This window comes from Methanobrevibacter arboriphilus (genome assembly GCF_019669925.1).
Taxonomy (GTDB): domain Archaea; phylum Methanobacteriota; class Methanobacteria; order Methanobacteriales; family Methanobacteriaceae; genus Methanobinarius; species Methanobinarius arboriphilus_A.
Genome location: NZ_AP019779.1, coordinates 606,392 through 621,681 on the forward strand (window position 1 = coordinate 606,392; position 15,290 = coordinate 621,681).

General features: G+C 26.0%; 8 protein-coding genes. 3 read left to right on the plus strand and 5 right to left on the minus strand.

All coding sequences use genetic code 11. The features are described from left to right. Nucleotides 1–107: 107 nt before the first annotated feature. Together MarbSA_RS02485 and MarbSA_RS02490 are read right to left on the minus strand one after the other, a co-directional pair. Entirely contained in the window at nt 108–545 is a 438-nt protein-coding gene (locus MarbSA_RS02485) for a UPF0179 family protein (RefSeq protein WP_054835687.1), read from the minus strand. Beyond that, nucleotides 546–1,589 carry an NAD(P)-dependent glycerol-1-phosphate dehydrogenase gene (locus MarbSA_RS02490; RefSeq protein WP_042704351.1) on the minus strand — a complete coding sequence of 348 codons (1,044 nt, stop codon included), beginning with the start codon at nt 1,587–1,589 and terminating at the stop codon, nt 546–548. A gap of 732 nt (nt 1,590–2,321) precedes the next feature. Between MarbSA_RS02490 and proS the strand changes: the two genes are divergently transcribed. The 3 genes from proS (at nt 2,322) to thiD (ending at nt 5,532) form a co-directional block, all read left to right on the plus strand. Next, nucleotides 2,322–3,743, plus strand: coding sequence for a proline--tRNA ligase (proS, locus tag MarbSA_RS02495; RefSeq protein ID WP_054835231.1), 1,422 nt, complete (start codon nt 2,322–2,324; stop codon nt 3,741–3,743). Between the two features lie 116 nt (nt 3,744–3,859). After that, nucleotides 3,860–4,534, plus strand: a complete 675-nt coding sequence (gene cofC / locus MarbSA_RS02500) for a 2-phospho-L-lactate guanylyltransferase (RefSeq protein WP_042704355.1) — start codon at nt 3,860–3,862, stop codon at nt 4,532–4,534. A gap of 146 nt (nt 4,535–4,680) precedes the next feature. Continuing rightward, nucleotides 4,681–5,532 carry a bifunctional hydroxymethylpyrimidine kinase/phosphomethylpyrimidine kinase gene (gene thiD, locus MarbSA_RS02505; protein ID WP_221061793.1) on the plus strand — a complete coding sequence of 284 codons (852 nt, stop codon included), beginning with the start codon at nt 4,681–4,683 and terminating at the stop codon, nt 5,530–5,532. 576 nt (nt 5,533–6,108) lie between these two features. Here thiD and MarbSA_RS02510 read toward each other — a convergent pair. The 3 genes from MarbSA_RS02510 to MarbSA_RS02520 all read right to left on the minus strand — a co-directional run bounded on the left by MarbSA_RS02510 (nt 6,109) and on the right by MarbSA_RS02520 (nt 14,767). Next, a complete protein-coding gene (locus MarbSA_RS02510) occupies nt 6,109–7,809 on the minus strand; it encodes a SulP family inorganic anion transporter (protein ID WP_221061794.1) in 1,701 nt (566 codons plus the stop codon). A 402-nt stretch (nt 7,810–8,211) separates the two neighbouring features. After that, nucleotides 8,212–11,013 carry a carboxypeptidase-like regulatory domain-containing protein gene (locus MarbSA_RS02515; RefSeq protein WP_221061795.1) on the minus strand — a complete coding sequence of 934 codons (2,802 nt, stop codon included), beginning with the start codon at nt 11,011–11,013 and terminating at the stop codon, nt 8,212–8,214. 649 nt (nt 11,014–11,662) lie between these two features. After that, nucleotides 11,663–14,767 carry an Ig-like domain-containing protein gene (locus tag MarbSA_RS02520; RefSeq protein ID WP_221061796.1) on the minus strand — a complete coding sequence of 1,035 codons (3,105 nt, stop codon included), beginning with the start codon at nt 14,765–14,767 and terminating at the stop codon, nt 11,663–11,665. Between the last annotated feature and the right edge of the window lie 523 nt (nt 14,768–15,290).

Sequence of the window (15,290 nt, forward strand, 5' to 3'; positions counted from 1 at the left end):
CTATATATATTGAATTATAATAATTAGCTATATATACAAGTTTAAGCTATAATACATTGTCCAAGCTATGATATATTAGTCTAAATGTATTAATAACAAACATATAATTAAGGATGTAGTTTTAAGCTAATTTTAGTAAGGTTAAGTCCTTTAGCACAAACATGCTCCTTTTTTCCTAAATTTTTAAGAATAATACACTTATCCCCATCATTTAAACCATCAGGGAAGCATAAATCATAATAAATACAATCAATATCACAGTTTGGAGACTCAAAAGAAATATTCGATCCTTCAAAAACTTTTTTAGAATCAACAAGAGCATTTATATCTGCTAATTCTACTTCAACAACATTTACAATTCCAGAATCATGAATTGGACATTTTTGAGTAATATCTTTCACCTTAGTAATGGTATATTTCCTTCCTTTTTCTAATGAATCAACACAGGACGCCTTAAACCTACAACCTTCACATTCTTTTACATGACCTTCAAATATAAAAGATAGTCCAACTTCTGCTAAATCCTCTCCAATCAAAGTTATCATTTAAATCACTCCTGTTTTTATAGCTAATTTTTTAGCTGCATCTCTTGAAAGTCCCCTATCTCCCAATATTGTATAACGCTCAGGTCTTATCTTATGTGCCATAATAAGAGCTTCAATAATATCATCAGGATCAATTCCCAATTCATATGCATTAGTCGGTGCATTCATATCATGTAACGCATTTTTTATAACTTCCCAGTCTCCACCATGAAGACTCATCATCATTATAGTTCCAACACCACATTGCTCACCATGAAGAGCAGGTTTTTTAGCTATTTTATCTAATGCATGACTAAATTTATGTTCAGACCCACTTGCAGGCCTACTTGATCCAGCTATACTAATTGCCATTCCACTACTGAATAAAGATTTCACTACTAGCCTAGCACTTTCTTCTAAACCTTTTTTTATAGATTTTGATGACTTCATTATTAATTTTGCAGTCATAAGAGAAAGAGCAGCTGCAGATTCACTATAAGATTCATTTTGAAGCCTATTAGCTAATTGCCAATCTTTAATAGCAGTGTAGTTAGAAACAATATCTGCACAACCTGCAGAAAGAAGACGAAAAGGAGCATTACGGATTATATTAGTATCGGCTATGACTCCAATAGGAGCTTGAGCAGTCATAGAAACAGAACCTTTATTATTTTTAATCGATGCTAAAGGAGAAGCAATCCCATCGTGAGAAGCAGCAGTAGGTACAGAAACAAAATAAATACCTGCATTAGTAGCTGCCATTTTTGCTACATCAATAACTTTACCTCCCCCCACACCAACAATGAGAGAAGTATTGTTAAGTTTATCTTCTATTTTTTTTACTGTCTTAGAAGTAGCATCATTGATTTTAGAAAGGTCAACCTCAAAGTCTTCATTTTCAAGACTCTCAATAGCTTTATCAGCCCCAATTTTAAGAGTGTTTGGTCCTGTAACAACAAGAACCTCACCATAAAATCTTAAATCTTTACATATACTTCCAGTATTATCAATAACATCAGCACCTATATGAACTTCCCTAGGCATCTGAATTTTTTTGGAATCCATAATTATCTCCTATAATCTTATAATATATATTTGCCTCCACTAATAAAATAAGTTTTGATTTTTTAGTAAAAATAATAAATTAAATAGAATATAATTAAAAATATAACTAGAAATATTTATGAATATAGCTATGAATATATCTTGAAATATAAATTAAATATAATTAGTAATATAACTTGAAATATAATTAGGGTTAATTAGAAATATAATTAGAAATATATTTTAGAAATATAACTAGAAATATAGTTTATAAATATACTAGAATAATTATTATTAATATAATTATGAATATACTTTGAAATATAATCAATAATATAATTAGAAATAATTTAGAAATATAATTTATATATTAATAAAATAATATGAATATTATAACTATTAGATAACTATTAGATAAAATGTTTAGAGTTCGTCCAATTTATAATATAGTATCCATTAACTTATTAATTATTTAAATTATTATCAATTTAACTAATAATTAATTTTAACTAGTAATTAATTCTAACTAATAATTAATAAATAACTAACAATAAAACTAATATTAAACTAATACTAAATTGGTAATAAATTAATATTAGACTAATATTAGGCTAATTTTGAAATTAATAGCTATTATTTAAAATAAAAATTATATTTTCTTTAAAAAATTATAAAAATTAAAAAAGAAAATAAAAATAAAGATAAATGTTAAAAATCAATGAAAATAATTATTACTAATATTCAGGTGATTAAATGGAAAATTTCAGCCAATGGTATCATAATATCTTAGAAGAAGCATCAATAATTGACTCAAGATATCCAATAAAAGGAATGAGTGTGTGGTTACCTAAAGGATTTAAATTAAGAAAACATATTATTGAACCTCTTAAAAAACTATTAGATAAAGATCATGAAGAAGTATTATTCCCACTACTTGTGCCTGAAGATGAATTAGCAAAAGAAGGAATACATGTAAAAGGATTTGAAGATGAAGTTTACTGGGTAACACACGGAGGGCAAAAGGAATTAAATAAAAAATTAGCTATACGCCCAACTAGTGAAACAGCAATGTATCCTATGTTTTCTCTTTGGGTAAGATCCCATATTGACCTTCCAATGAAATTTTATCAAGTTGTTAATACATTTAGATATGAAACAAAACATACAAGACCACTCATAAGAGTAAGAGAAATAACAACATTTAAAGAAGCCCATACTGTTCATACAACCAAAGAAGGAGCTGATGAACAAGTGAAAGAAGCTATTAAAATTTATAAAGAATTTTTTGATACTCTTGCTATTCCTTATCTTTTAAGTAAAAGACCAATATGGGACAAATTCCCAGGTGCTGATTATACAATGGCTTTTGATACATTAATGCCTGATGGAAAGACACTGCAGATTGGAACAGTCCATAATTTAGGTCAAACATTTGCAAAAACATTTGATATTACCTATGAAACAGCTGAAAGTACTCATGATTATGTTTATCAAACATGTTATGGTCTTTCTGATAGAGTAATAGCTTCTGTAATTGGTATACATGGTGATGAGAAAGGACTCAGACTTCCACCACAAATTGCACCTAACCAAGTTACAATAATCCCTATCATATTTAAAAAAGGAGGAGAAGAAGTTTTAAACAAATGTGAAGAAATAAAATCTTCCCTTGAATCTAATAACATAAGGACAAGTATGGATACTAGAGATATTCGTCCAGGTAAAAAGTTTTATGAATGGGAATTAAATGGATCACCAATAAGAATAGAACTTGGACCAAGAGACCTTGAAAACAACAAAGCAGTGATTGTTAGAAGAGATAATCTTGAAAAAGTTGAAATTGACTTAGAATCTGATTATGTTTCAAAAATTGAAGAAATGTTTAAAGAAATATCTGAAAATATGAAAAATCAAGTTTGGAAAAAAATGAACGACTCTATTATTTCAACAAAAAGCTTAGATAATGTAAATGAATTAATTAAAGATGAAAAAGTTGTTTCATTTACATGGTGTGGGAATGAAGAATGTGGAAAAGTAATAGAGGAAATAACTGAAATTGATATACTTGGAACTCAATCAGAAAATAGCGATTATTGCAAAGATATTGATGGTTCAAAATGTATCCATTGTGGTAAAGAAGGCAAATATACTGCTTTAATGGCTAAAACTTATTAAAATAATAAAGAATAATTGAAATTATAAAAATAATATTGATAATAATATCAATAATCCCATTAGTAATAATCATATTAATAATAAAAAATCAATAAGACTAATAAAGAGTAGGTAAAATGGATGAAATATATGCGATCATACCAGTATCAAGATTTTCAAATGCAAAAACAAGATTATCTCCTTTTTTAGAGTTAAAGGAAAGGGAAAAACTTCTTAAAGCTATGCTTAAAGATGTGACAAAAACATTAAAATCTGTAGTTGATGAGATAGTTATAATAAGTGCAGATAAAGAAGTATTAGAATATGCAAACAAACTTGAAGTTCTAACATTGGTGGAAAATGAAGGTTTAAATTTAAACACTGCAATTTCTCAAGCTATGGACTGGTGTAGGCATAAAACCAAAAAAGTGTTTATTGTTCCATCAGACATCCCTTTAATTTCTAAAACAAACATTGATGCGTTAATTGAATCAGCGAAAGCTCTTGATTTTGTGATAGTTCCTTCTAAAGGAGGAGGAACAAATGGTCTTATAATAAAACCATTATCTATCGATATGAAATTTGGGGAATTTAGCTTCAAAAATCATATTAAAGAAGCAAATAAAAATGGATTTGACCCTGTAATATATGATTCATTTTATATGTCTCTTGATGTGAACATAGCAGAAGACCTCGGAGAAATAATGATTCATGGATCAGGATGTGAAGCACAAAGCTATTTAAAAGATTTAAAAATAGGTGTTGAATCTATTCATGGTGCAGAAAGACTAAAAGTTACAAGACCTGATTGAATAACTAAATTTGATTAAATAATTAAATTTAAATCAAATAGCTAAACACTAATTAAATAATTAAACTTTAATTAAATAGATAAAAACTAATTAAATTTTAATTAAATACGTAAAATAAAAGTTAAAAATCTAAAAAAGATGATTAGATGATGGGAATTTCAATAGCAGGACTAGATCCATCAGGAGGAGCAGGAATAATAGCAGATATGAAAACATTTCAAGCTCTTGGTATTCATGGAACTTCAGTTATAACAGCATTAACTTCGCAAAACCCCAATAAAGTATTTTCATTAATGCCAATAGATACAGAATATATCAAAGAACAATTTGACTCAATATTTGATGGATATGGAGAATATATTAACTATGGGAAAACAGGAATGTTATATTCTCCAGAAATAATAAAAACTGTAGCTAAAAAAATTAAAGAGTATGATATCAAAATTGTAGTAGATCCAGTGATGATTGCAAGTGCTGGAGGATCTCTTTTAAAAGATGAAAGAGATATAAAAAAATCAAAAGAAATGATTGCAAATGCTCTCAGAAAATATCTTCTTCCAAAGTCTATAATTACAACACCAAATGTTGCTGAAGCAGAAATTCTAGCAGGAATGAAGATAGAGAATCCTGATGATGCTAAAGAAGCAGCTTATAAAATTGGAAAGATTTCTAATGTTATAATAACAGGAGGGCATCTAAATGGAATCAATACTATTTTTAACAAAACCAATAATGAATTAAAAACTATCAGAAAAGTTCTTATTGAAACAAAAAATACTCATGGTAGTGGATGCACATTTTCAGCTGCTTTAACAAGTTATTTAATAAAAAAAAATGATCTAAATACAAATAATTTGAATACAAATTATCTAAATACAAATGATTTGAATAGAAATAATTTGAATATATCCATTGAAAAATCTTTAGATTTTACAGAAAAAGCTATAAAAAATGGTGAATATGGAACATTAAAACAAAAAAGCTGTTTTAATAATTGAAAAACTTTAAAAATATAAGTTAATATTTTACAAAGAATATATCTAAATTTCATGTATACAATACACTATTTTTTTTAAAAAAAATAATAATACTAAAATAAAACATAATACTAAAATAAAATAAATCCTCCTTCAATTATAATAATTTAGATGCTAAATATAATATAAGGTAGGTAAATATAGAATATTTTTTAATTTTTAAGAAAACAGAAAAACTATGAAACATATGTTCAAGAAATATTATAATTGAGGAGGGTTACTATAGAGAATACTCGCTATAATAACATTATATTATATTTTATTCATACTATATAAAATTTGCTAAATTATATAAATTCATGAAAAAATTATACTCATGGAAATGTTATAAATAATAAAAAATTATAAATAATAAAAGCTTCTTTTTTAGCTTTATAAAAATAAAAAATTTTTATAAGTAATAACAAACATTAAATTTATCTATATATTAAAATAAGTATATTAAAATAAGTAACATAGTAATATCAGATATGAAAATACACAATAATATTAAAACACATAATATATTAAAGTAAAAATATAAAACGAAATATATAGTTATTTCTCTTCTTCATCATAATACTTTTTTTCCCAGTTATTTACAATATCATCTATAGTTGGATAAATACCCTTATACATGTTTAATTTTTTGTTTAGACCCATTTTCCATAATAATTGTCTAACGGGAGAGTTTAAATGAGCCAATCTTAGTTCAATTCCCTCTTTAGCTAAAATTCCATGTAAAAGCTCTAAATTTTCAGCTCCTGCCATATCTAAATAGTCAGTATTACCCATATCTAAAACCAGAACAGAAATTTCCTTTCTTTCTTTTATTCTTTTTAATATTTCATTATCAATATTTTCAGAATTAAGAAAAACTTGAGCACCATCAATCCTTAGTATGAGAACATTAGAAATAGTTTCAACAGGTTCATGGAATCGTATATCCTTATATAACCTTGTACCTTTTACACGGCCTAATTCAACAATATGTGGGTTGTAAATATTATATAATATTCCTAAAACAGAAATTACAACTCCAACAACAACACCTTGCAAAATTCCTAAAAATAAAACTCCTCCAGCTGTAACTATAGCATAAACAAACTCTTTTTTACTTATTATATAATATCTTTTTAGTTCTTTCAAATTAAAAATCTTAGTAACAGCTACAATTATAATGGCAGCTAAAATAGTCTCAGGAAGATGGCTAAAAAATTCTGTAAAAAATAATATTACAATAATAACAATTAAAGCAGAAACCAAGCTTGAAAATGGAGATTGTGAACCAGATTCTTCATTGATTGCAGACCTTGAGAAACTTCCACCAACTGGAAATCCTTGAGCAATACTAGATGAAATATTAGATAATCCCAAAGCAAGAAGTTCTTTGTTACTATCTGCTGAATCATCATCTCTCTTTAATCCTAATATTTTAGTAGTACCCATTCCTTCAACATAGCTTAAAATAAAACAAAATCCTGCTAAATAAACTATAAGACCCAAATCAATGCTAGGTATTTTTGGAATTTCAAACATAGGTAAACCTGCAGGAATATTCCCAACTAAACTAACACCTAGCCAACTTAAATCGATAAAAGTAAATAATAATATAGGAACAGCCACAATTATTAAAGCATTAGGTAATTTAGATAGATATTTCTCACTTAAAAGAAGATAAAAAACTGATAGTATCCCAATAGCTAATGTAATTATATTAATCTCATAGAGATGAGTTCCAATAAAAGCTATTCTGCTAAAAAAACCTCCAGTTGCACCATCTATACCCATCAATTTAGATAATTGTGTTGCCATTATATAAACAGCAGCACCAGCAGAAAAACCAGTTAAAACACTTCTAGATATTACTCTTGAAATAAATTCCATGTGAAGTATCCAAGCTACAATAGAAAAAATACCTACCAACAACCCTACAAAAGAGGCAATAGCCCAAAAATTAGAAGGATTGACAATAGTCATAGTTCCAATAGTAGAACCAACTAAAATAGATAATGCAGATGTTGGACCAATAGAAAGTTGATTAGATGTTCCAAAAATAAAATAAACAAGTAAAGCAGCGAAAGCAGCATAAAGACCTGCTTGAGGAGGTAAACCTGCTAAAGAAGAATAAGCAATAGCTTCTGGAATAGTTATTGCTCCAACTGTTATTCCAGCTATAACGTCAAGTCTTAAAAACTTTTTATTATAACTTTTCCCCCATTTAAGAATAGGAAATAGTTTTTTAACTTCTTTTAACATAATATTCCCCATTTAAAAAATTTATGAATGGAAAACCTTAAAATAAATTTAATTAAATAATAATATTTTATTAATAAGTAGTTTATAATAAAGTATTTTATAATAAATTAGTTTATTAATCAAGTAATAAATAATTTATGCTAATATATAAATAATGAATATGTATTTAATCAATAAAAACTATTAAAAAATTTATCAATCAATCAGATCAAAACAGGAATCTAAAAAATAAAAACACAATAAATAAAAAAAGAGAAAAAAATAAAATACTTTAAAAACAAATATAACAATTATAAAGGCTTTAAAGAAATATAAACCTATAATAATATAATAAAATTAAAAAAAATAATAATAAAAGGAGAAAAAAATTAAAAACTCTCCCTTAAAAAATAATTACAATTTTTATAGTCTTTTTTTGTATGTTACTAGTATTTTTATTTTAACTTGTTTTCCAACACCTAAATTCTTAGCTTGAACCTTTAAAACCCTAGACTTAGCACTAAACTGATACTTAACAATTTTACTAGTCTTAGACAATTTCTCCAAATACCAATTCTTAAAATACTTAACATAATCCTTAGAACCCACAACAGATCCCAAGTTTTTAATGGTGTAAATTTTACTATAAAGATTAAAACCTTTATACTTACCTACTTTAACAAGCTTAGAAATCTTAACAATACTAATCTTAGCTTTTCCAACTACTTTAAAAGTCTTACTAACATTAAAGCCAGCAAAAACATCATTACCAGCAAAATAAACCTTCATAGTAGATTTTCCAGCTATTTTAGGAGTATAGGAAAGTTTCCAAACACCAAGACCATTAGTAGTAACCTTATAAGTTTTACCATCAACAATAACACTAATAATCCTATTAGCCAATGGTTTACCACCACTAGTCAAAACACCAGAAACACTAATCGATTTTCCTACTTTAACATTACTTGGAATATTAATACTAGAAGTAGTAGCTAACTTACTAACATTAAAAGCCTTATTTTCAACAAAACCATCATACCGACTATCACCCTGATAAAAGAGAGATAAATTAAAGACACCAGAATGTTCAGGAGTATAATTTAAACTCCAAAAACCATCAGAATCAGTAGTCACATTAAAGGTTTCACCATCAATAATAACTTCTAAATTAGCACCAGATATTGTATTATTATTCTCATCTGTTAAAACACCAGAAATTAAAACTGTTTCATTAACCTTAATATCAACAGGAATAACAATACTAGAATTACTAGCTAACTTACTAACTTCAAAACTTGTACTATTACTAAAACCAGTAAAATTACCAATATCAGACTCAATATACTCAACAGCAACATTATAAGTTCCTGTATGATTAGTTAGATGACTTACAGTCCAATTACCACCAGTAGAATCCACAACAACATCACTGTACAATTTACCATCAACAGTAACATTAACAAAACCAATCACAGTAAAATTAGCTAAAACACCAGTAATAACCGCAGTATCACCAACATGAACATCATCCACAATGATAGTAGAAAAAGGATAAATACTTACACTTTGATTTTGACGATTAAAATCAGCATCACCATTATACACAACAGTGAAATTAATATAATTTGTATATTTAAAGTTAAAGTATAAATCTTGATAAGAAGAATTTAAATCTTCATATGGGCAAAAAACAAAGATTCCATCATCATAATCATTCAAATCCAAATCAAGTATATGAGAATTATTTATATAAATAGAAATATTACCCGATGAATTAACTCCATCTGGACTAAAACGAGTAATAGTAATATTATCCCTATGAGTATAAAACATATCAGGAATAGTTACAGCCTTAAAATATTTATCAAGACCACCCGATTTATATAAAATACTATTACCATCCTTATCTGTATAATATATACTATAATTAAATGCAATTTTAGTAACATTAATATTGGATAATTTTAGATTAAATCTGGTATCATATAATTCCAATGTACCATTCTCAAGAGTACTATTAGATGAACCAGTAAGATTACTAATAACAATTTTAAAAGGAAGATAATAAACATTAGATAAACCAGGATCATTAGTTAATTTAAACATATCCACAGTCAATATCTCATTACCATCCGAGGTACCAATCACTTCATCATAATAATACCGATACGAAACTTGAAAATTAGGATAATTAACATTACTCCAACTTGAACCTGGCTGATCCATGAAAAAATTATAATTAGCACTAACAGTTCCAGAGCGAATAAAAGAACCAGGTAAGAAAACACTATTCTGAATAGTACCAGACGATGCAAAATTGACATTTACCCGATCTAGATATTCTCTACCATAAGCATAAATTGTAGAATTATAAATATCAACCCTACCCTGAATAAAATATGGATAATAAGCCTTATTAAGTCTAGAATAAGAGTAATAGTATAGATCGGAACGATTAGCTACTAAATTACCTAAAACCCCAGCTTTATAAAGAGCAGCAGCAGCATAATTCGAGGTAAAATACAATCTTGAATCTGTAAGATAAACATTAGCTACAATATAAAAAACTTGAGCAGTACCACCATTATTCCAACTTGCAGTTCCTGGTCTAATATTAATATATGAATTATCATAAGCATAAACATTAGTACAATATATACCTCTTTGAACCTGACCCATAGAAACAGCTGGTGGATTCATGAAAATAGTAGAATTATACAAATACAAATTATTGAAATGTTTTGTAGTATCACCATAATATTGAACATACCAATATGAATTAATAAAATATAGATTAGTTGCAGTGTTTCTAACAATAATAGGAGTAATTACATTAAGATTAATATTCTCAAATGTAATATTAGAATTATTCGGCTGAATAAAAGCACTTCCAACATTAATAATAGTATTACCATTACCTGAGCCACGTATAGTTAAATTTTTAACATTATTTAATGTAGCAGGAGAGGTTGTTTGAAAATTGGAACTATTATAAGTACCATTAGCCAGATTTATAATATTCACATCACTAGTATAATTTGCACTAACATTATTCAAAATAGCAGTAACATTATCATCAGTAGTAGCATTAAATTCAATGGCAGAAACACAATTAAAGCTTAAAAAAAGAACACAAAACAATCCAATAATAACTAAATATAATTTAAACATCCTATAATTTCCTATTTCATTATGAAAATCTCGCACAAAATTTTTACTTTCCATAATTTTTTTCACCTCATTATCCAATCAATCAGATATAATAAAAAAAGGGTTTCTACAAAGCCAAAAAAATAATAACATAATGAAAATGAACACTCACTATGTTACAATATAATAATATAAAAATACTCCTATATAAATATTACTACCAAAAATCAAAAAACAATAGCTACCCCCGTCTCTAAATTAAAAATAAAAGAAAAATAAATATTAAAATGAGAATGAGCCTTTATTTAATAAAAAAATAGTAATTAAAAAATAAGGATAAATATTGAAATAAGTAATAAAAAAACTATATCTAATAAAGATATATTCAATAAAAACAACAAAAAATAAAGATAATCTATAAAATATAAAATATAAATTTAAAAAAGAAGTATATAATATTGTAATACTGAAAAATTGAAATAGATAATCACTCTCAAATTTTTATAAAAAACTTCTAAAAATATTTTAATTCCAATTAAGAATATTTAGAAATATTAAATATTGATCAGAATTAATCATCTGTAGCAAATCTTTGGTAATAAACTATAAAAAAAGAAAAATAGTCCTATTTTTAGAATTTTATAAAATATTAAATGTTTTATAGATTGAATAATACAAAACTCTCGTAAAATACCTTAAAAATGTTTTTATACTCCCTTCAATATTATAATTTTATTTTTCGTGAATATTGAATACTTTTAAATAAATTATCCCCCATAAAAACACTTTTGACAGCTAATTTTCCATGTTTTTTAGTATATTTGAATAAAGCTACCCCTTTACTATTGGTTTTAGCTTTTCCAATATATTTTCCTTTAACATAAAATTTAACCCATTTAGTTTTTAATGGTTTTCCTTTAAACCTTAATGTAACTTTAATCTTCTTTTTATAAAGTTTATTGCTTAAAATCATGGTAATTTTAGCTTTAGATATTGTTTTAGTTATAATGTTTGATGTTTTATTATTATATTCAGAATCACCAGCAAAAACAGCTTTAAAAGTTAATTTTTTAGTAGAAACAATTTTATAATTAAAGGAAGCTAATCCGCTAAGATCAGTTATTTTACTACCAACAAGTTTATTGTTAACATAAAACTTAACTAACTTACCTTTCAAAGACAAACCATTATTAGTAGACTTAGTTAACTTAGATTTCAATTTAATAGTTTCACCATAATTATTTTTACCAAAAACAGCTAAAGTAAAAACCACATTAAACTTTTTAACAGTAAAATTAGTAGAATTATTAAAATCCTCATAAAAAGGATTTCCAGACAAACCAACAATCACATTAACAGCTCCAGCACGATTAGCTGTATAATCTAAACTCCAAAAACCAGTTACATTATCAACACCAACCAACTCACTAAAACCATCAACAATAACATTAACCACACCAATATTAGTATAATTAGCTAAATAACCACTAATAACAACATTATCACCAACAAAAACGTTTAAAGGATCAATAACAATAGTACTATTTGTATCAGCTTTTATAACATCAAAATTAGTAGAATTAGTAAAATCCTCATAAAAAGGATTTCCAAACAAAGCAACAATCACATCAATAAGTCCAGCATGAGTAGCTATATAACTTAAACTCCAAAAACCAGTAGTATCATTAACATCCACTAAGTAACTATGACCATCAACAATAACATTAACCACACCAATATTAGTATAATTAGCTAAATAACCACTAATAACAACATTATCACCAACAAAAACATTTAAAGGATTAATATATATAGTACTATTTGTATTATATTTTGCAACATTAAAACTAGTAGCATTGATAAAACCAGTATAATTTTCATTACCACAATAACTGATAATTACACTTATGTTTCCTGTAGAATACGCAGTATAATTATAATTCCAACCACCAGCAGCCTCAACAGTAACATTAAAATCATTACCATCAATACTAACAGTTAAAAAATCAGAACCATCACCAGAATAACCATCTAATTGACCATAAATAGCAATATTTTCACCAATATTAACAGTATAAGGACTAATAACAATAGTGGAATTAGTAATGTTTTTAACAATGAAATTAAAAGTCACATATTGATCATCCAAAGAAGCATCTAAAGTCTGATTACCACCAAAAATGGTGAAATTATTCTCAAACAAATCATTAGTACTAGTAATATACTCAACACCATTAAAAGTACCATTCACCACAAAATAAGGTAAATTCTCAACACAATCATTTTTTAAAGTAGTATTCAATACTAGAAAGATAAATGAAACATTATCACCATGTTTAAGGTTGTTTAAACTAGAAATATTGATAATATTTAATATATAATGATTTTTAGTATTAATACCTAAAATCTTACCATTTATATCATTAAAACCCCACCAATTATAATCAAAACTACTATTCAGATTAAAACCAGTGATATTCACGCCAATAAGAGCATTAATATGATTATATTTGACAATAACATTAACACGACATTTAGAATATAAACCAGCAAAATTCAAACCAATTCCATTTGTAGCAAAAATACTATTATAATTAATTGTAAAATTACTTATATTAATAGATGTAATTGGTATTATCCTATCAGGAGATTCAAAGTATTCAAAATAAAATCCATCACCATAATAAGAAGTTATATTATTATTCAAAAAACTAACACCACTAATATTACCTTCAAAAGAATAAACATACACACCATAGAGCCCCCCTGTGATATTATTTTTGGTGAAGATAACTTGTGATTTGCTGTTTTTGTATACAGATAAATCAACACCACAATCTGTTCCTGTTATGTTATTGTTAATGAAAGATATATTAGTGTTGTTACTACTGTATGAAGATAGTTGAACACCTTTATTTGATATTCCAGTGATATTATTGTTATTGAAGGATATATTAGTGTTTTTGCTACTGTATGAGAATAGATGAACGCCATTAGGTGTTCCTATAATATTGTTGTTAGTGAAAGATATATTGGTGTTACTACTGATAGCTACAGACAAATCAACACCACCATATGATCCTATGATTTTGTTGTTAGAAAACTGAAACCATGAGTTGTTACTACTAGATGCATCAAAAGAAACACCATATCGAGATTCTCCTGTTATGTTATTGTTAATGAAAGATATATTAGCGTTGTTACTACTAGCTCCATACAGATAAATACCACCATATGATCCTGTGATGTTATTGTTGGTGAAAGTTATATTATTACTACAACCAGCTCCACGAATACGAACACCATTAGAATCACTAGGACTATTACCTCTTATATTATTACCAATTAAAGAAACAGATATAATAATATTACTATTATCAAGAGCAGAAATATAAAGAGCCCCACGATTATAATTAGCAATTGAAGAAACAATGATATTATTTTCAATGTTTATTCCTTTTAAATCATTACCAACACTATGTATATCAATACTAATACCATTAGTTGTGATGTTATTACCATCAATCCTTAAATCACCATTATTAGATTGTATAGCTGTATCAAAACCAGTGATAGTTAAATTTATAATCTTAACATTATTTGATTTAATATTAAATAAAATACCATTTCCTGTTCCAACTATTTTAGTATTTCGACTTTTACCTTGAATAGTAGCATTACGAGACACATTAATCTGATCCAAACTATAATCACCATCATCAAGATTAATCACTAACTTATCATCAGTATCATTATCAATAACACTTTGAAAATCATCAGTAATATTAGAACTAGTAAAATTATACTCAGCTGCACTAACACTAGACAAACTCAAAAATAAGAAAGTTAACACAAAAATAAATAAAATAAAACAATTATCCCTAAATATATCCTTAAATAAAATATTTTTCACTCCTATTATAAATATACAATATAAGAAAAACGAATACAATGAGAACACTCACTATGTTATAAATATAATATAAAAATACTTCTATATAAATATTACTAATTACTACCTAAAACAAAAACAATAGCTACCCCTGAAATTAAAATTAAATGATTATTAAAAATAATAAAAAAAACTGAGCATAAATATTAAAATAATTATTAAAAAATGAATAATTATTAAAAAATAAATTCTATTCAATAAAAATAATAAAAAATAAAGATAAAAAATGAAAAATAAAAAACTATTGAAAATAGTTAATACAATAATAAACAATTAAAACACTTCGATTAAGATATAAAATCCTAAAAATAGATAAAAGATAAAACATTTGAATTAGTGATAATAAAATATAAAATTAAAATAGATAGCCAAAAAAGAATATTGTCTTGAATAGATTTAA